The sequence below is a fragment of the Shimia sp. genome (assembly GCF_049116215.1).
GTDB lineage: Bacteria > Pseudomonadota > Alphaproteobacteria > Rhodobacterales > Rhodobacteraceae > Shimia.
The window spans coordinates 433773-451311 of record NZ_JAGDZB010000003.1; the positions used below are offsets into that span (position 1 = coordinate 433773).

Genomic DNA, 17539 nt, shown 5'->3' on the forward strand with positions numbered 1-17539 from the left:
CCCATGTTTCGTCGCAGACGTTGCGGCGGGCACTAGGCAAAATCAATGAATTTCATAGGCGTGAGGGTGCCATAGGGCATAGTTGCAACAGTGCTGTCGCAGGGAGGTAATGGAAACCGACGCGCGGTTTTCTGGTCTCCGGGGACGAGAGGCAAAGCCGCCATTTTTGGCGACTTTGATCGATTGGTTTAGGGATCAGAGTATGGCGTGCGCCAATATCATCAGCACGCCGGAGCCGAGCACGTAGCCGACATCAACAGTGATGGCGAAGCGGGACTTGTTGATCCAGGCGCCGGTGTTGGCCACGTAGGCGGCGCAAGCGAGAATGGCCAGCAGAGCCACGGTGAGGTTCTGCGTTGTTTCGGTCAGTGCCACGATATAGGCCAGAAGCGCGATGGCGATCCAGTTGGTGAAGAGCGGACCCATTGGCATTTTCTCTGGCGGCTCGGGATCGATGTTGCTGCCTTCGGCCCAGCGTTTTTGGAGGCCCAAAACTGGTCCGTAAACCAAGAAGCCAAAAGCAGAGCAGGCGATGAAGCCAACGATAAATGCAATCCAATTCATAGGGTTGTCTCCAATGTTTCCAATATACGTGTCCAACCACCTTCGTGGTTGTCGCGGCTTTCCTGCGAAGGAAATCGAACATGCGTTAGGGTCAGGTTGGTGCCATCATTGGCAGGTGTCAAGATTAAGGTAACTTCGCTATCCTCTTGAGAATAGGGAGAAACCCAGGTGAAGCGCAGTCGATTGGCGCGGTCGATTTCGAGGTATTCACCTTCGTGCGGCCAGCCTTCTTCAACATCGGGGGCTTGCATCACCACGCGAAACCGGCCGCCGACCACGGGATCGTTGCTGGCCTCCGGCACAATCATTCCGGGGGCAGGCACCAAAAATTTCTGCATCATTTTAGGGTCCAGCCAGGCGTCAAATACGCGTTCTGGCGGGAAAGGTAAGTGGCGGGAGATTTCCAGCGCGAGGTCAGTCATTTTTGTCTTCCTCCATAAGGGCAGCTTCGAGGGCGTCCAACCGGAGCGCCCAGATCGAACGCAGGTCAGAGAACCAAGTGTCAATGAGCGACAAGGGTGCCACTTGCACCTCGATTAGGTGCTCGCGCCATTCGGTGCGGCGGCTGGCTAGACCCGCAGCCTCCAGCACTTTGATGTGCTTGGAAATCGCATTCAGGCTCAGATCAAACCGAGCGGCGATGTCGGTAACCTTCATCGGGCCGTTCTGGGCCAGAAGGGTCAGGATCGCGCGGCGGTTTGGCTCTGATGCGGCCTTGAGAATGGCGCTGAGCTGGTCCTCGGTTTTGGTGATATCTTGTCGTTCAACCATATAGGTGAATAACACGGCGCCTGTTATCAGTCAGCCATTTGGGTGAATGATGTTTCGGGGCAAAATAAAGGCGGCTCCTGAGAGCCGCCTTTGAGGGTTGGTTTGGTAGGCTGCTTATTGAACGGTGAGCGGGATTGCGGCCAGAAGCTTGTTGTCCACATCAAGGAAGTAGCGGATTTCATAGTCGCCGGGCTCATCAGGAACGGTCAGGCTGAGAGGGCTGCCATTCTCCGCATAGGTGTAGGTGAGGTAAGGTTTGGCCGCGTTGCCCACAGCGAGATAATCGCGCGGATGACCGGGGCCGGTCCAGGTGATCTCAATGCTGCTGCCAGGCGTCGCGGTTGAGGGCGCGGTGATGGCGACGGGCACGTCTTCAACAGTCAGCGGCGTGCGGGCGAGCACTTTGATTGGATTGGTGTCCGCCACGTAGCGCAGCTCGTAGGTGCCGTGGTTGGCAGGCAAGTTGAGCGTCAGATCACTGCCGTCGCGGGTGTAGGCGTAGGAGCCGTAGTCTCCTTCAGCGGCGTCTGGTGCTACAATGGTCAAGTAGTCGCCATCGCCGCCGGGGCCAGTCCATGAGGCGGTGATTGTGCCGCCGATAGGCCCGGAGGGTGGTCCCGTGACCGTGGCGCCGACGGTTGTGACGTCAATCGGGATACGGGCTTGGATGGATCGGTCCTGCCCCAAGACATAGCGGATCTCGTGTGGGCCGGGATCGCCGGGCATCACAAGTTCTAGGGGGTTGCCTTCGCGGGTGTAAGTGTAGTTGACGTATTTGTCGTCCGGCATGCCTTTCGCGGCAACGGTGATGTAGTCTCCGTCGTAACCGGGGCCCGTCCAGGACACGATGAGCCTGGCACCGGCACCAGCGCTGCTGTCCGTTTGCAGATCATATGCCAGGGCCGCAACCGAGATAGGTTCGCGGTGAATGATCGTTCGATTCTGGCTCATGGTGTAGACCATTTCATAATCACCGGGCGCGCCCGGCATTTGCAGCATCATGGGATTTCCGTCGCGGGTGTAGGTGTAGGTGATCCATTTCTCGTCGCCCGGTTTGGTGACGGAGACATAGTCGCCGTCATAATCCGGTCCGATCCAATCCACCGGAACTGTGGCGCCGGCGACCAATTCATCAGGCGCGGAGAGGGAGACAGCAACTTCCGTGGCAGCGATGGGATGGCTGGCCAAAGGTTTGCGGCCGTCGTTCAGGATGTAGCGCAGTTCGTAGGCACCAGGTTTGGGTGGCATTTGTAGATCGAGTGGGCTGCCTTCGCGGGTGTAAGCATAGGTGATCCATTTGTTGGTATCCGGATCAACCGCGGCGATGAAATCATCTTTGGCGTTGGGGCCGGACCAATCGACGGCAATGGTGCTGCCTGCAGGGGCGGATTGCGGGCCGGACACAGTGGCCGGTGGTTTGTATTCCGGCAACTCCAGCACCACCCGCTTATTGACCGAGCCGACACCAAAACGGGCTTCGGCGGTGGCTTCATCTTCGGGGCGCAGGACAGTGACAGTGTAGGTGCCTTCGAGAAGTGCTTCTTTCAAGGATGGCGCGCTGTGTTTGTCGTGAATGGTGTTGTCGCCTGCGAGATCCCAAATCAAGGGAGTGGTTACCACTGGTCCGTTTTTGCCATCCGTGGCCACAATGGAGACTTGCACCGGCTGTGGCTCCGGCTCCGGTGGAGGGGCGGCGGCGACTGCGGTCAAAGCGCTGCCAAGCTCATCTGCATTGGCGGCGGAGAGGAATGTGCCGCCCGTAGCTTCGGCCATGCACTGGAACTGAGCCAAGGCTTGCGGGTCGGTCACGTCGAACCCCACAACATGCGCTGTGAAATCCACGCCGGTGGCTTCCAATTCTTTGGCAACGGCACAAACGTCCGGCACGCAGGTTTCGATGCCGTCAGACACCAGAATCACGGTGGCGGCTTCTTCGGTGTGGCGCAGCGCTTTGGCGGCTGCGACCACGGCGTCCGCCATCGGGGTTTTGCCCTTGGGGGAAATGCCGTTCACAGCTGAAGTGATGGCGGCGCGCGTGTCGGGGCCGGGCAGGACCATGGTTTCAATGTCGGAACAATCCCCCTTGCGGCGGTGGCCGTAAATGGTCAACCCCAAGTCTAGGTCGGCAGGCAGCGTAGACATGAGTTCGCCCATGACCTCTTGGGCAATGGTGATTTTGGCCACGCCATCAATTTGCCCCCACATGGAGCCGGACCCGTCCATCACCACAATTGCGGAGGGGTTGTCTTGCGCAAATATTGCAGTGGGCAGCAGACACAGCGCGGCCGAAGTCGCTCTCAAAAAAGTCATCGCAAAAATCCTCAAATATGTAATGCATAGAGACTAAGGGAGAAATTCCAAATCCGGCAAGTCACGAGGTAAAAACCGGGCTTGGCGAATTAAAATGTTCTCTGTATGTTCGCGATATCTGGTTGGCAGAGGGGGCGTGATCCCCTATGTCTGGTGCCGTATCCGTTGGGGGTTTGAATGGCCGAGCTGAAGAACATCGAAGTGCGTGGCGCGCGCGAGCACAATTTGAAGTCGATTGACGTGGATATTCCACGTGATCAGCTGGTGGTGATCACCGGTCTGTCAGGCTCTGGCAAGTCCTCATTGGCGTTTGACACGATCTATGCGGAAGGTCAGCGTCGCTATGTTGAGAGCCTGTCGGCCTATGCGCGGCAGTTCTTGGATATGATGGAAAAGCCGGATGTGGATCACATCAGCGGGCTGTCTCCGGCGATTTCGATTGAGCAGAAGACGACGTCAAAAAACCCGCGCTCGACTGTGGGTACGGTGACGGAGATTTACGATTATCTGCGTCTGTTGTTTGCCCGTGTTGGCACGCCGTATTCTCCGGCCACAGGTCTGCCGATTGAGGCGCAGCAAGTGCAGGACATGGTTGATCGGATCATGACCTTGGAGGAGGGCACGCGTGGCTATCTTCTGGCGCCGATTGTGCGGGACCGGAAAGGCGAATATCGCAAAGAGTTTCTGGAGCTGCGTAAACAGGGTTTCCAGCGGGTGAAAGTTGATGGCGCTTTCTATGAGCTGGATGAGCCTCCGACGCTCGACAAGAAATTCCGTCATGACATTGACGTTGTGGTGGACCGGCTGGTGGTCCGTGAAGGTATGGAGACGCGGCTGGCGGACAGCTTGCGCACTGCATTGGATTTGGCGGATGGGATTGCGGTTCTGGAAACCGCACCCAAGGAAGGCGATCCAGAGCGGATTACCTTCAGTGAAAAATTTGCTTGCCCTGTCAGTGGCTTCACCATTCCTGAGATTGAACCACGGCTGTTTTCCTTTAACGCGCCGTTTGGGGCCTGCCCAACCTGTGATGGGCTTGGAAAAGAGCTGTTCTTTGACGAGCGTCTGGTGGTGCCGGATGTCACTTTGAAGGTTTATGACGGGGCGCTGGCCCCGTGGCGGAAAGGCAAATCACCTTACTTCCGTCAGACCATCGAGGCGCTGGCGAAACACTATGAGTTTGACAAAAACTCGCCGTGGAAGGATCTGCCAAAGCATGTGCAGCAGGTGTTCCTCTATGGCTCTGGTGAAGAAGAGATTGAGTTCCGTTATGACGAAGGCGGGCGGGTCTATCAGGTGACACGCGTGTTTGAAGGCGTGATCCCCAACATGGAGCGGCGCTATCGCGAGACCGATAGCAACTGGATCCGCGAAGAGTTTGAGAATTATCAAAACAACCGTCCGTGTGGCGCCTGTCGTGGGCACCGGCTGCGTGAAGAGGCTTTGGCAGTTCGGATCGCCGAGAAACATGTTGGCCATGTGGTGCAGCTGTCGATCCGAGAGGCTTTGGCGTGGATCGAGAGTGTGCCTGCGGCGTTGACTCCGCAGCGGCAGGAGATTGCGCGGGCGATTGTGAAGGAAATCCAGGAGCGGCTTGGGTTCTTGAACAATGTTGGCTTGGAATACCTAACCTTGTCGCGCAACAGTGGCACGCTGTCCGGCGGGGAGAGCCAGCGTATTCGATTGGCAAGCCAGATTGGCTCTGGCCTGACCGGCGTTCTGTACGTGCTGGATGAGCCGTCGATTGGCTTGCACCAGCGGGACAATGACCGGCTGCTCACAACGCTGAAAAACCTGCGGGATCAGGGCAATACGGTGATTGTGGTGGAGCATGACGAAGAAGCCGTGCGTGAGGCGGACTATGTGTTCGACATTGGTCCAGGGGCTGGCGTGCACGGCGGGCAAGTGGTGTCGCAGGGCAAACCTGAAGATATTGCGGCTGATCCGGCGTCCTTGACGGGGCAGTACCTGTCTGGTGCGCGTGAGATCGCAGTGCCAACGGAACGACGTGAGGGTAACGGCAAGTCTGTGACCGTGGTGAAAGCGACAGGCAACAACCTGCGTAAGGTCACGGCGGACTTCCCACTTGGTAAGTTTGTCTGCGTGACCGGGGTTTCTGGCGGCGGGAAATCAACGCTGACGATTGAGACCTTGTTCAAGACCGCGTCGATGCGGCTCAACGGTGCACGGCAGACCCCTGCGCCTTGTGAGACCATCAAGGGGCTTGAGCATCTGGACAAGGTGATCGACATTGACCAGCGGCCTATCGGCCGCACACCACGGTCCAACCCGGCGACCTATACTGGGGCATTCACGCCGATCCGCGATTGGTTTGCCGGTTTGCCGGAAGCCAAAGCGCGCGGCTACAAGCCTGGGCGGTTCAGCTTCAACGTCAAAGGTGGACGTTGCGAGGCCTGTCAGGGCGACGGTGTGATCAAGATCGAGATGCACTTCCTGCCCGACGTCTATGTGGAATGTGAGACCTGCAAAGGTGCGCGCTACAACCGTGAGACTTTGGAAATCCGGTTCAAAGGCAAGAGCATTGCAGACGTGCTGGATATGACCGTGGAAGAGGCGCAGGAGTTCTTCAAAGCGGTGCCGAGCATTCGCGACAAGATGGATGCGCTGATGCGGGTTGGTCTTGGCTACATCAAGGTGGGGCAGCAGGCGACAACGCTGTCTGGTGGTGAGGCGCAGCGAGTGAAGCTGTCCAAAGAGTTGGCGAAACGGTCGACCGGGCGAACGCTCTATATTCTGGATGAGCCAACCACGGGTTTGCACTTTGAAGATGTGCGTAAGCTTTTGGAAGTGCTGCATGAATTGGTCGATCAAGGCAACACCGTTGTGGTGATCGAGCACAATCTGGATGTGGTGAAAACGGCTGACCACATCATCGACATCGGCCCCGAGGGCGGTGACGGCGGCGGTAAGATTGTCGCCAAAGGCACGCCGGAGAAAGTGGCCAAAGTGGCGGCGAGCCACACTGGCCATTATCTGAAGGATATGTTGGTGCCGAAGAAAAAAGTGGCAGCTGAATAAAATGAATGGGCGGTGGTTGCAGAAACCACCGCCCGTTTTCTTTAGGCCGCAACGGCTTGGCGGGGCTTTGCCAGGGTGATGGGCAGCACAAACATCAGCAGGAAGCCGGTGTTCATAACGACGTTGAACCAGGCGCCTGCAACGAAGGAGCCTGCGCTGTCCACCACATACCAACTCCAGACACCCCAGCTGATGATGGAGGCGCCGGTTTCCGCGTCGTTGGCGTAAACGCGGATGGTGACTTGCCAGGTCACCACACCCAGGCTGACCATGAGGCCGCCGCCGATGGCTGCGAGCACTTTTTCGCTGTCGCCGCCAAAGCTCTGTGCGCCATCAAGCGGCAGGTGTGTGAGGTCCAAAAACCAGCCCACGATGCCGTGAAGTCCGCCAATCATGGCAAACAGCGGAATGAGGCCAAAAAGCACCGTACCAAGCGAGGTGAGTTTCAGAAGGTAGATCGCGCGATCCTGAGTCATGTGATGTCTCCATTTGAGGTTATGGCGACAAACTGCGTCTGATTGGTGAGGCAAAACAATTACCTCTGAGGTAAGTGCTTTGCGCAAGGGATCGGCTATGGTGGTTGAGACTATGAGGAGCAGGTTATGGGCGTAGAGTTTGGCTCGGTTTTAAAAGAGTGGCGGCAGGTGCGGCGGGTGAGCCAGATGGACCTTGGGTTGTCCGCTGGTGTGAGCTCACGGCATATCTCGTTTCTGGAAACCGGCCGCTCCCGACCCAGTCGGGGGATGGTGCTGCGGTTGTGTGATGAGTTGGAAGTGCCCATTGCGCAGCGCAACCGCATGTTGTCGGCGGCGGGCATGAGCCCGGCGTATGCGGAACGGGACCTGTCAGAGGCAGATATGGCACCGATGCGGGCGGCGATGGAATGGACCCTCAAACGGCATGAGCCTTATCCAGCGATGGCGATTGATCGGCATTGGAGGCTGGTGGCGATGAATGCGGTGTCGGCTCGGTTGTTGGCTGGGTTTGAAGTTCAGGTTGGTGACAGCTTGATTGACATGATGATTGACTCGAAGGGTGTCCGGCAAGCTCTTGTCAATTATGAAGAAATTCTACGTTACATGATTGCGCGTCTGCGCGTGGAAAGCGCGCATTTTGGGCATGATCCAGTGCTGGAAGGCGGTATTGCGCGCATGGAAGAACGGCTTGGCGAAGCGGTGCTTGAGGTTGATGGCATCAAGCCTGCGATCATTCCGGCGGTCTACGAATTTGGAGGGATGCAGATGTCGTTTTTCTCGACCATAAGCCAATTTGGCTCGGCCGAGGATATTGCGCTTAGCGAGCTGCGGATCGAGATGATGTTTCCGGCCGACGAGGCCACGCGCCTCGCATTGGAGGCGCTGGCGGGCGCTTAATTATTTGCTTTTGAGTGGGCAGGTGCGGAAGCCAAAAGCGGTATAAAGCGGGCAAGTACCGAGGAGGCCCGTGAAGAGGGGGATCAGGCCGATCCACATCCAGGCGCCATAGCCAGCCAAGGCTCCGGCGAGGAGCGCGAGGCCAATCACGAGCCGCAAGAATTTGTCTACGGTTCCAACGTTCTTTTTCAGCATGTGTTTCCCTCCTAAGGTCGAGAGAAAGTTACATGCATTAATCGGAATGTGACTTGATCTACCTCAAGTGGTCAAAAAACCTTACGCCGCCAGAAGGGCCGTGGCCTCATAACTGCGCAGGCTTGGGCGGGCTGAGATGTCCTCAAAACTAATGTTTTTCTCGCGCATCACCTGCCGCAGGGAGCGGTTGGCGAAGGGGTCAAAGCTGTAGCGAGTCATCGGGCCAGGCAGGAAGCTCTCGGACCATTGGCCTTCGGAATACAGCAGCTCGTGTTGAGGCATGAGGATGTGGAAATAGGTGATGGTGCCGTCGGTTTCGCAGCGGGTCACATCACGGCCATTCACGAGATCTTTGGCTTTTACAAGTACCTCGTCGCAGCCAAACAGTAGTTCGGCGCGGTAGCCTTGCAGCAACACACGGTGTTGCGGGGACACGATCAGATCGCGGTCGTTGTCGAGCACACCGGCTTTGATGCGGATTGGCAGGGACTCATAACGAGGTGGCATGTGAGAGTGGCCAATCCACTGGATTGGTTGGAACCCGTTGTCGAGCGTGTCGACCAGCATGCCGGCCCGCAACTCCTCTACTGGGATGTCGCCTTCCGAGGTGCGGATCAGGGTGCCCACGGTAAAACATGGCGCGTGCTGCTCGATTTCGACCAGCGCGGTGTCGGTTTCTCCGGTGGAATCCTCGATGGTGTAGTTAAAATAGACGGTTTCGTTGTCGGTGTCGGCGTCAACGGTAAGCGTACCGTCGGCGTTTAAGGTCACGACTTGACCGGTTGCCAGGGTCACGCTGTTGGGCAGCCCGCCGCTGCCGTCGTGGCTGACGGCGGTGCCATTGATGTGTGTGATGGTCAGGGTGGGGCCGGCGGACGAGCTGTCGTTGTTCAGAACGTCCAGTGTTTTGCTGTTGCCATAGGCAATGCGCATGTCGTCGTCTTGCGCGACAATGGCGGTTTGCACAGAGCCACCCGCGATCAGCAGGTTGGAGTCATACTGCGTGTCGGTTGCGTCCGCGATGCCAATCACCAGCTCGTTCACGCCATCCTGAAGCGGCACAACAAAGGTTAGAGTGACGGTGAAACCATCCATCTCAGTGTTGTATTGGTCGCCCGCATTGTCGTTGTAGATATTTTGATTGGCGTCATTGATGTTGCCCACGGTTGCACCGCCATCTCCTACGGAGATTTGTGCTTCAACACCGTTGACCCATACGCCGATTGCGTCGTTGTAGCTTAGGTATTCCGGGTATTCTTCGGAGGACAGCACGAAGTCGATGGTCAGCAGCTCGCCAGCGGTGCCGTTGAAATCGATGGTCAGATACGATGCGTCGAAGGTGTTGGTGCCTGCGGCGGCATTGAACAGGGCGTTGTTGTCTTCGCCGGAAGTGTTGGTGGAGGTCGAGGCGGATTGGTTGGTGTTTGTGCTGCCGTCGCTGTTGGTGAAGTCGTCGACATGGCCAGTGGAGAGGATCACGCCGCTGTCGGCCGGGGCGACGCCCGCGCTGGTGGTGTCTGCGCCGGTGTATATGCCGGAGGACAAGTTGTCGCCGGTGTAGGTGGCCCCCAGAATGCGACTTGGGTCACCAAAAATCTCGTTAGCCATCGCGGTGGCGTTGGCGCTTGTGTTGATATTGAGTTCCGTTGCCGTTGGCATGTCTCTACCTCAATGCGTTCTGCTCTTGTCCAATCACGAGACCTCTCCGGGTCTTCGGTCAGAGCAAAACTGGCGGGCAAACGTGGCGCGAACGGGGCTGGGGTAAGGAAAGATTAATTAAAATTGCACGGGGTCGGTGAATGTGCAGGCCAGCAAAAAAGGCCACGCCAGATGTGGCGCGGCCCTTTGTTTTAAGGCGATTGTGCTTCGAATTTAGCTGCGACCGCGTTTTTCGAAACGTGGCAACATTGCGGAGAAGTCGGTTCCAAGCCCGCCTTCATTCTCCACAAACTGCTCATAAAGCGCGGCGGCGGCCTGACCCATTGGGGTGTCCGCGTCAGCACTTTCTGCAGCTTGTTGCGACAGGCGCAGGTCTTTGAGCATCAGTTCAGAGGCAAAGCCTGGCTGGTAGTCGTTGTCGGCAGGAGACTGTGGGCCGACACCGGGGGCCGGGCAGTAGGCGTTCATGGTCCAGCTGTAGCCCGACGAGGTGGAAACCACGTCAAACATCGACTGACGATCCAGGCCCAGCTTGTCGGCCAGCGCAAAGGCTTCGCAAGTGGCGATCATGGTCACGCCAAGGATCATGTTGTTGCAGATTTTCGCGGCCTGACCGGCGCCTGCGTCGCCGCAATGCACAGCCTTTTGGCCCATGATGTCAAACAGTGGGTCGGCTTTTGCAAAAGCGTCTTTGGAGCCACCGGCCATAAAGGTCAGCGTGCCACCTGCCGCGCCACCAACGCCACCGGATACTGGCGCATCCACGGGCAGGAGGCCTGCTGCGGTGGCTTGCTCGGCCACGGCACGGGCGCTGTCCACGTCCACGGTGGAGCAATCCACAAAGGCTGCGCCTTTGGACATGACTGGGATAATCTCGTTGGCCACAGCGCGCAGGATCTGGCCGTTGGGCAACATGGTGATAACCACATCTGCGCCGGCGGCGACGGCGGCGCCATTGTCGGCTATGGTGACGCCTTCGATGGCCACATCTGCCATGTCAAAGCCGGTGACCTCATGGCCCGCTTTCGCAAGGTTGGCGGCCATTGGACCACCCATATTGCCCAGTCCGATGAATCCGATCTTCATGACGCTACTCTCCCTTTTCAAATGTCAGCGCATCCGCCCCAAGAGGCAGGACCATCTTGGTCACGATGCCAGCGGGCAGGTCGTCCAAGCTGTATTTCCACTGCGGATTGCGGTCTTTGTCGATGATTTGTGCGCGGATGCCTTCCAGAAAATCGCCATGTTCCATGGCGCGGAAGGTGAAGCGGTATTCCTGATCCAGTGCAAAACGGATGTCGTCGCGCTGGCGCACGCGGTGAATGATCTCCAATGCGGCCCCCATGGCGATGGGGGAGTTGCGGGAGAGCTTTTTCAAGGCACCGGCGGAAAATTCGGTGTCGGAATACTTCAGGGCGTTGAGAACGTCACTAAGGGTCTCGCCGCCGAAGTTGGCATCGATGTCGGCCTGTTGGGTGGTGAGCGGGCCTGCCTCTGGTTCTGAAGCGGCAGCGTCGATCAGAACGTAGTCGGCCGTCTCTTCGAGCTGGGCAATCAGGGCGGGCCACTGATCTTCTGGAATGAAATAATCGGCAAAACCTGCGTAGATTGCGTCTGCTGCGTTCAGACGGGCGGCTGTGAGGCCAAGAAACTCACCCAAACGGCCCGGTGCGCGCGCGAGGATCAGCGAGCCGCCAACATCTGGGACAAGACCAATACCACATTCCGGCATGGCGATCTGGCTGCTGTTACCCACCACGCGATGAGAACCGTGGCAACCAACGCCAACGCCGCCGCCCATGGTGAAGCCTTGCATGAAGCTGACCACCGGTTTGGGGAACTCATAAAGTTTGGCGTTCATGCGGTATTCGTCAGCCCAAAATTTCCGGCCATAGGCAAAGTCGCATTTGGTGCCGGTTTCATAAAGTTCAGCAATGTCGCCACCGGCGCAGAAGGCTTTTTCGCCTTCCGCGTCGATAATGATCATTTTTACGGCGTCGTCAGTGGCCCAGGCGTCGAGCGCGTCTTCGATCGCGATGCACATGTCATAGGACATGGCGTTGAGCGCTTTGGGGCGGGTGAAGGTGATGCGGCCGGTTTGACCAGCTTTGCGGATAGAGATGTCAGACACGCGGGGCGCTCCGTCTTTGAAAAAGGGCCGCTCCCGAAGGGCGGCCCGGTCGTGGTTAGGTAGAGATCATCTGGCGGGAGATGATCAGGCGCATGATTTCATTGGTGCCTTCAAGGATCTGGTGCACCCGCAGGTCGCGGACAATTTTCTCGATGCCGTAATCGGCAAGGTAGCCATAGCCGCCGTGCAGCTGCAAGCAGCCGTTGGCGACGTCAAAGGCCGCGTCGGTGACCATCAGTTTTGCCATGGCGCAGAATTTGGTGGCGTCGTGGTCGCCGTTGTCCAGCTTCCACGCCGCTTGACGCAGGAAAGTGCGGGCGGCTTGCAGTTTGGTTTCGTACTCCGCGAGGCGGAACTGCAGCGCCTGGAACTGATTGATGGATTTGCCAAAGGCTTTGCGCTCGGACATGTATTGCACGGTCAGATCCAGCGCTTTCTGTGCGCCGCCCAGAGCGCCGGCAGAGATATTCAGGCGACCACCGTCCAGACCGGCCATGGCGTAACTGAAACCTTTGCCTTCTTCGCCAATCAGGTTGTCAGCGGGCACTTTGCAGTCGTCAAACTGGACCTGAGACGTTGGCTGGCTGAGCCAGCCCATTTTCTTTTCCAGCGCGCCAAAGGACAGGCCGTCTGCGCCGTCTTCAACCACCACTGTGGAGATACCTTTAGGGCCGTCTTCGCCGGTGCGCACCATGCAGACATAGGCGTCAGAGTAAGACCCACCGGAGATGAAGGCTTTTGTCCCATTGAGCACGTATCCGTCGTTGGTGCGCTCAGCCCGAGTTTTCAGAGCCGCCGCGTCAGAGCCGGAGCCGGGCTCGGTCAGGCAGTAAGAGAAGACCTTATTCATCGAGCAGAGTTCTGGCAGCCACTTCTGTTTGGTTTCTTCAGAACCAAACTTGTCAATCATGCCGCCGCACATGTTGTGGATCGACAGGAAGGAGCCCACAGACGGGCAGGCCATAGCAAGGGCTTCAAACACTAATGTGGCGTCCAGACGAGACAGACCAGAGCCGCCGTATTCTTCAGAGACGTAAATGCCGCCCAGTCCCAATTCCGCCAATTGTGGCCAGAGCTCCTTGGGGATGGAGCCTTCGGATTCCCATTTTTGGGCGTGTGGTGCGATATTTTCTTCGCCAAAACCTTTGGCCATATCAAAGATCAGGGTCTGTTCTTCACTCAGTGCAAAATCCATGTCTCATCCTTCAAGATCGCGGCGTCAGCGGGGCCGAGCCAAAGCGGGTGCAGATGAGGGGCAGGGGGCTTAAGCGCCGATCCGCAGCCTCCCCTCCGCGAATTGAACATGCGTTAAATTATCATCCCTGCATCAAGATTGCAAAGCGCGAATGGCGCAAAAATAGCGCTATCACGAAGCGATTATGCAGATTGATTTTGCAGTTTTGTCGGTGTAGGTCGGATTTTAGCCTGCGGCCTTGAAATCGCTCGATGCCGGCGCAGCGCCTTCTTCGGACATTTGCGGATAGGTGACGGAGCGGTTTCGACCTGTGGACTTTGCATGGTAGAGCGCTTCGTCGGCGCGCAGAAGCAACTCTTCAGGGTCCAAATCCGAATTTGGTTTCGCGCAGGCGATACCAAAACTGGCGGTCACGCGCAGGCTGACGTTGCCGGTGCATTCTGTGGTCGAGGCGGCAATGCGATTGCGCATACGTTCTGCCACCACTTGGGCATTGTCGCAGTTGGTGTCAGGCAGGATCATGACAAATTCTTCTCCGCCATAGCGACAAACGCGATCAGCGCGGCGCAGATTGGCCACTTGCATCAGGTCAGCCACAGCACGCAGGACATCGTCGCCCGCGGGATGGCCATAGGTGTCGTTCACAATCTTGAAGTGGTCGATGTCAAAGATCACCAGAGAGATGCCCTGATCAGAATAGTCCTTTTCACGCCATGCTAGGGAGAGCTCGTTGTCAAAGGCCTGGCGATTGAGCAGGCCGGTGAGGTGGTCCCGGCTGGCGGTGTCCAGGGCGTTCTGGTGCAGTTGTTGCAGGTTTGAGCGCTCCTGATCCAACACCTCGGCACGGCTGACAGCGCTGGTGACCCGACGGCCCACCTTCAGGCTATAGGCGCAGATGAACAGGACAAAGGCGTGGTTGGCAAGGTAGACGCCGTGATAGGTGTTGGAAACAATGATGTCATTCACACCTGCCAGCAAAGGCACAAACCAGCCCAAAGTATAAAACCAGGCGTCAGGCACGCGTTTGATAATGGCGCGGGCACTGGTCCAAAGGATCAGGCCAAAAATCACCACGCAGTATGTCTGGATGACAAACAAGTGCTCGGTGACAAACGGCAATGGGGCGGTGAGCACGATGGCGCCGCCAAGCATTGCCAAAACACCGGTCACCAGAGGACCACCAAGATCGGACAGGCGGCGCCAGACCAAAGCCTGCTGTAAGGCGTAGCCGGCCCAAGCGATCAACAAGATGTCTGCGTATTCAATCCGGACTCGCAGGGTGCGAATTTCGGGCCCAAACACCATTTCCAGCGTGCCGGCAAGGATGACCGAGCGCAGCAAGAAGGCAAAAGACACCAACGCGAGCAGCAGGGTAGCAGGGTCTTTGCGATAGACCACAAAGAGAAACAGGTTCAGGGCTGCGACCAGCAGCGTGATGCCAATGATGGTGCCTTCGATCAGGCGTTTGAGATGGGCGTCGCTTTGGAGGAAAGCCGCATCAGAGATGTACGGCGTGCGTAAAATTCCGCCGTAGCTTTGCAATTCTTTGCGGACTTGAACAACGATATAGCCTTCGCCAATTTGGTTGAGAGCATAGCTTTGTTCAATTAGGGACGCGCGGATTGGTCCGGTCATTGCACCGTTACCGCCAATGCGTTCCGCATGGGAGAGGTTGTTGGCAGGCACCCAGAACACCTCATAGGCGTCAGCGACGCGCGGGAAGACAATCGCCAAGAGCGTGGATCGGGAATAGGGCAGCGTGAGGTTGATCACATAGGTGCCGGTGCCATGGGCATGTGGATTTGTTTCGGTCGCCGCGCCCGCTTTTTGCCAATTATCGGGCACGTGCAAGGTACCCATTTCATTGGACACAGCGGCCTCTACTGCCTGTTGTGGTGTGAGGCGAGATCCGAAGTGGAACCACCAATCGCCGCGCAGTTGTGCTTTTTCTTGTGTGTTGAATGGGAACGCTGAGAAGTCGCGCTCGGGTCCTGGTCCACTATGGGCCTGAGCTGTGGCGACAAGAGTTTCTGACAAGAAAACACAGGTCATCACAACCGTGACGGCGTGAAAAATCGCACGTGCAATTTTGAGATGCATGGGCCCGTGTCTCATCTGGTTTGCTGTAGGAAAATTTGTGAGGCACAGGATTTAAGGTCGATTTAATTCGCTTGTTAGAGTGATGGTTTTGGGAAGGCAAAATAGGCGGAAATTGGATCAAACTTTAGCGGGCCAGCGGAAATTTGCTAAGCTGCAGCCGGTTGTGACGTGACGTTGTGCTCTATTCTGCTGTGCTGAGCAGTTGATCAAGGCTGGACTGAGGCAAGCCAAGAATGGCGAGCGCCTCGCGTTCGTTTTCCTGCAGGATGGGCACAACCGACGGAAACGGCTCCCAGCTGCGCAAGGCCAGGCGTGCCAGTTTTTTGCCGATGTCGCTTGGCGCGAAGTAGATGATCAAGGTTTCGGCGTTGTTGCCGGTAAACGCCTCCGCCTTTTTGGCCTGCGCTTTCATGAGCTCAAGATAATCTTCATCCCAGCCCGACAGGGCGCTGAGATCAACAAACTGTTTTTGACCAGGTTGGAAATCCGGGTGTTGGGCATAGGCAGAAAAGGCTTGCAACGTGTCGGTCATATTGGCGTGGCCGTCGTAGCGGACATACACCAATCCGATTGTGGGGATGATCCGAAAATTCACTGACAAAATTGTATGCTCCTTTGGCCCCAAAAAAAACGGGCGGCGCATGGCCGCCCGTTTGTATACAAACGAACACAGATTTGTGTCTGGATCAATCCATCTGTTTGAAGTGGAACTCGCCGCCTTCTTTGATGCCTGATGGCCAGCGGGAGGTCACGGTTTTGGTGCGGGTGTAGAACTTGAACGAGTCTGGACCGTGCTGGTTCAGATCGCCAAAGGCAGATTTTTTCCAACCACCAAAGGTGTGATAGGCCAGTGGCACCGGGATTGGCACGTTCACGCCAACCATGCCGACGTTGATGCGGTTGGCGAAGTCACGGGCGGTGTCGCCGTCACGTGTGTAGATCGCGGTACCGTTGCCGTATTCGTGATCCATCGCCAAACCAAGCGCTTCCTCATAGGACTGTGCGCGTACCATGGAGAGAACTGGGCCGAAGATTTCGGTTTTGTAAATGTCCATGTCTTTGGTGACGTTGTCGAAGAGGTGTGGCCCCACAAAGAAACCATCTTCGTAGCCTTGCAGGCTGAAGTCGCGGCCATCCACCACAAGGTCTGCACCTTGGTCGACACCGGTCTGCACCAGACGCAGGATGTTCTCCTGTGCGGCTTTGGTCACAACAGGACCATAGTCCACATCGTCACCCGCGGTGTACGGCGCGATTTTCAGCTTTTCGATGCGTGGGATCAGCTTGTCACGCAGCTTGTCCGCGGTCTCAGCGCCCACAGGCACAGCCACAGAAATCGCCATGCAGCGTTCGCCCGCCGCGCCGTAGCCTGCGCCAACCAGCGCGTCTGCGGCTTGATCCAGATCGGCATCTGGCATGATGATCATGTGGTTTTTTGCACCACCGAAGCACTGCACACGCTTACCTTGGGCGCAACCGGTGCCGTAGATGTATTCGGCGATTGGGGTGGAGCCCACAAAACCAACGGACTGGATGATCGGATCATACAGGATCGCGTCCACAGCTTCTTTGTCGCCGTTCACAACCTGAATGATGCCTTTTGGCAGGCCAGCTTCTTCGAGCAGTTCCGCCAGCATCAGCGGCACGGATGGATCACGCTCAGAAGGCTTCAGGATGAACGCGTTGCCGCAGGCGATGGCCGGGGCAAACATCCACATTGGGATCATCGCTGGGAAGTTGAACGGGGTGATGCCCGCGGTCACGCCAAGTGCCTGACGCATGGAGTAGATATCGATGCCGGGGCCTGCTGCGTCGGTGTACTCACCTTTCAACATTTGTGGGGCAGCGATGCAGTATTCTGCCACTTCCAGACCACGCTGGATGTCGCCTTTGGCATCCGGGAAGGTTTTGCCGTGCTCGCGGCTCAGCGCCTCAGCCAGCTTGTCCATGTCGCGGTTCAGCAGATCAACAAACTTCATCAGCACGCGGGCGCGACGCTGAGGGTTCACGGCGGCCCATGCTGGCTGAGCAGCTTGTGCAGCGGCAACGGCGATGTCCATCTCAGCCTTGTTGGCCAAAGGCACTTTGGCCTGAACCTCACCCGTGGCTGGGTTGTAGACATCGGCAAAACGACCGGACGTCCCTTTGACGTGTTCGCCGTTGATGAAATGAGTCAACTCTTGCATGGCATCCTCCTATGAC

At 57.2% G+C, this 17539-nt stretch carries 15 protein-coding genes; 2 read left to right on the forward strand and 13 right to left on the reverse strand.

The annotated features are described in order from the left end of the window. Positions 1–195 precede the first annotated feature (195 nt). From JXR15_RS10735 to JXR15_RS10750, 4 genes are all read right to left on the reverse strand, one after another. A complete protein-coding gene (locus JXR15_RS10735; protein WP_422053220.1) occupies positions 196–564 on the reverse strand; it encodes a DUF1761 family protein in 369 nt (122 codons plus the stop codon). Beyond that, entirely contained in the window at positions 561–986 is a 426-nt protein-coding gene (locus JXR15_RS10740) for an SRPBCC family protein (RefSeq protein ID WP_422053221.1), read from the reverse strand. The genes JXR15_RS10735 and JXR15_RS10740 overlap by 4 nt, the downstream gene beginning before the upstream one ends. Next, positions 979–1350 (reverse strand): ArsR/SmtB family transcription factor, encoded by a 372-nt coding sequence (locus JXR15_RS10745; RefSeq protein ID WP_422053222.1) that lies wholly within the window; start codon positions 1348–1350, stop codon positions 979–981. Before JXR15_RS10745 ends, JXR15_RS10740 begins: the two co-directional genes overlap by 8 nt. A gap of 99 nt (positions 1351–1449) precedes the next feature. Next, positions 1450–3645 carry a VWA domain-containing protein gene (locus tag JXR15_RS10750; RefSeq protein WP_422053223.1) on the reverse strand — a complete coding sequence of 732 codons (2196 nt, stop codon included), beginning with the start codon at positions 3643–3645 and terminating at the stop codon, positions 1450–1452. Between the two features lie 177 nt (positions 3646–3822). Here JXR15_RS10750 and uvrA point away from each other — a divergent pair, with 177 nt between their 5' ends. Next, positions 3823–6684, forward strand: a complete 2862-nt coding sequence (uvrA, locus tag JXR15_RS10755) for an excinuclease ABC subunit UvrA (protein WP_422053224.1) — start codon at positions 3823–3825, stop codon at positions 6682–6684. Positions 6685–6725: 41 nt separating this feature from the next. Here the strand turns inward: uvrA and JXR15_RS10760 are convergent, their stop codons facing one another. Then, a complete protein-coding gene (locus JXR15_RS10760) occupies positions 6726–7160 on the reverse strand; it encodes an excinuclease ABC subunit A (protein WP_422053225.1) in 435 nt (144 codons plus the stop codon). A gap of 126 nt (positions 7161–7286) precedes the next feature. Between JXR15_RS10760 and JXR15_RS10765 the strand changes: the two genes are divergently transcribed. Then, positions 7287–8057, forward strand: coding sequence for a helix-turn-helix domain-containing protein (locus tag JXR15_RS10765; protein ID WP_422053226.1), 771 nt, complete (start codon positions 7287–7289; stop codon positions 8055–8057). Here JXR15_RS10765 and JXR15_RS10770 read toward each other — a convergent pair whose 3' ends face one another. The 8 genes from JXR15_RS10770 to JXR15_RS10805 all read right to left on the reverse strand — a co-directional run bounded on the left by JXR15_RS10770 (position 8058) and on the right by JXR15_RS10805 (position 17523). Continuing rightward, positions 8058–8252 carry a YgaP family membrane protein gene (locus JXR15_RS10770; protein ID WP_422053227.1) on the reverse strand — a complete coding sequence of 65 codons (195 nt, stop codon included), beginning with the start codon at positions 8250–8252 and terminating at the stop codon, positions 8058–8060. A gap of 81 nt (positions 8253–8333) precedes the next feature. Continuing rightward, complete coding sequence (locus JXR15_RS10775; RefSeq protein WP_422053228.1) at positions 8334–9911, reverse strand: Hint domain-containing protein; 1578 nt, start codon at positions 9909–9911, stop codon at positions 8334–8336. Positions 9912–10124: 213 nt separating this feature from the next. Beyond that, on the reverse strand, positions 10125–10997 hold the full coding sequence (gene mmsB / locus JXR15_RS10780; protein WP_422053229.1) for a 3-hydroxyisobutyrate dehydrogenase: 873 nt from the start codon (positions 10995–10997) through the stop codon (positions 10125–10127). A gap of 4 nt (positions 10998–11001) precedes the next feature. After that, a complete protein-coding gene (locus JXR15_RS10785; RefSeq protein ID WP_422053230.1) occupies positions 11002–12042 on the reverse strand; it encodes an enoyl-CoA hydratase/isomerase family protein in 1041 nt (346 codons plus the stop codon). A gap of 55 nt (positions 12043–12097) precedes the next feature. Continuing rightward, a complete protein-coding gene (locus JXR15_RS10790) occupies positions 12098–13237 on the reverse strand; it encodes an acyl-CoA dehydrogenase family protein (protein WP_422053231.1) in 1140 nt (379 codons plus the stop codon). A 225-nt stretch (positions 13238–13462) separates the two neighbouring features. Continuing rightward, positions 13463–15337, reverse strand: coding sequence for a diguanylate cyclase (locus tag JXR15_RS10795; RefSeq protein ID WP_422053232.1), 1875 nt, complete (start codon positions 15335–15337; stop codon positions 13463–13465). Between the two features lie 181 nt (positions 15338–15518). Further along, positions 15519–15938, reverse strand: coding sequence for a hypothetical protein (locus JXR15_RS10800; protein ID WP_422053233.1), 420 nt, complete (start codon positions 15936–15938; stop codon positions 15519–15521). An 85-nt stretch (positions 15939–16023) separates the two neighbouring features. Beyond that, entirely contained in the window at positions 16024–17523 is a 1500-nt protein-coding gene (locus JXR15_RS10805; RefSeq protein ID WP_422053234.1) for a CoA-acylating methylmalonate-semialdehyde dehydrogenase, read from the reverse strand. Positions 17524–17539 lie beyond the last annotated feature (16 nt).

Excerpts from the sequence above, each read along its gene's own strand:
- JXR15_RS10735 (WP_422053220.1), bottom strand. The coding sequence starts at position 564 with ATGAATTGGATTGCATTTATCGTTGGCTTCATCGCCTGCTCTGCTTTT.
- JXR15_RS10740 (WP_422053221.1), bottom strand. The coding sequence starts at position 986 with ATGACTGACCTCGCGCTGGAAATCTCCCGCCACTTACCTTTCCCGCCA.
- JXR15_RS10750 (WP_422053223.1), bottom strand. The coding sequence starts at position 3,645 with ATGACTTTTTTGAGAGCGACTTCGGCCGCGCTGTGTCTGCTGCCCACT.
- uvrA (WP_422053224.1), top strand. The coding sequence starts at position 3,823 with ATGGCCGAGCTGAAGAACATCGAAGTGCGTGGCGCGCGCGAGCACAAT.
- JXR15_RS10760 (WP_422053225.1), bottom strand. The coding sequence starts at position 7,160 with ATGACTCAGGATCGCGCGATCTACCTTCTGAAACTCACCTCGCTTGGT.
- JXR15_RS10765 (WP_422053226.1), top strand. The coding sequence starts at position 7,287 with ATGGGCGTAGAGTTTGGCTCGGTTTTAAAAGAGTGGCGGCAGGTGCGG.
- JXR15_RS10770 (WP_422053227.1), bottom strand. The coding sequence starts at position 8,252 with ATGCTGAAAAAGAACGTTGGAACCGTAGACAAATTCTTGCGGCTCGTG.
- JXR15_RS10775 (WP_422053228.1), bottom strand. The coding sequence starts at position 9,911 with ATGCCAACGGCAACGGAACTCAATATCAACACAAGCGCCAACGCCACC.
- mmsB (WP_422053229.1), bottom strand. The coding sequence starts at position 10,997 with ATGAAGATCGGATTCATCGGACTGGGCAATATGGGTGGTCCAATGGCC.
- JXR15_RS10790 (WP_422053231.1), bottom strand. The coding sequence starts at position 13,237 with ATGGATTTTGCACTGAGTGAAGAACAGACCCTGATCTTTGATATGGCC.
- JXR15_RS10795 (WP_422053232.1), bottom strand. The coding sequence starts at position 15,337 with ATGCATCTCAAAATTGCACGTGCGATTTTTCACGCCGTCACGGTTGTG.
- JXR15_RS10805 (WP_422053234.1), bottom strand. The coding sequence starts at position 17,523 with ATGCAAGAGTTGACTCATTTCATCAACGGCGAACACGTCAAAGGGACG.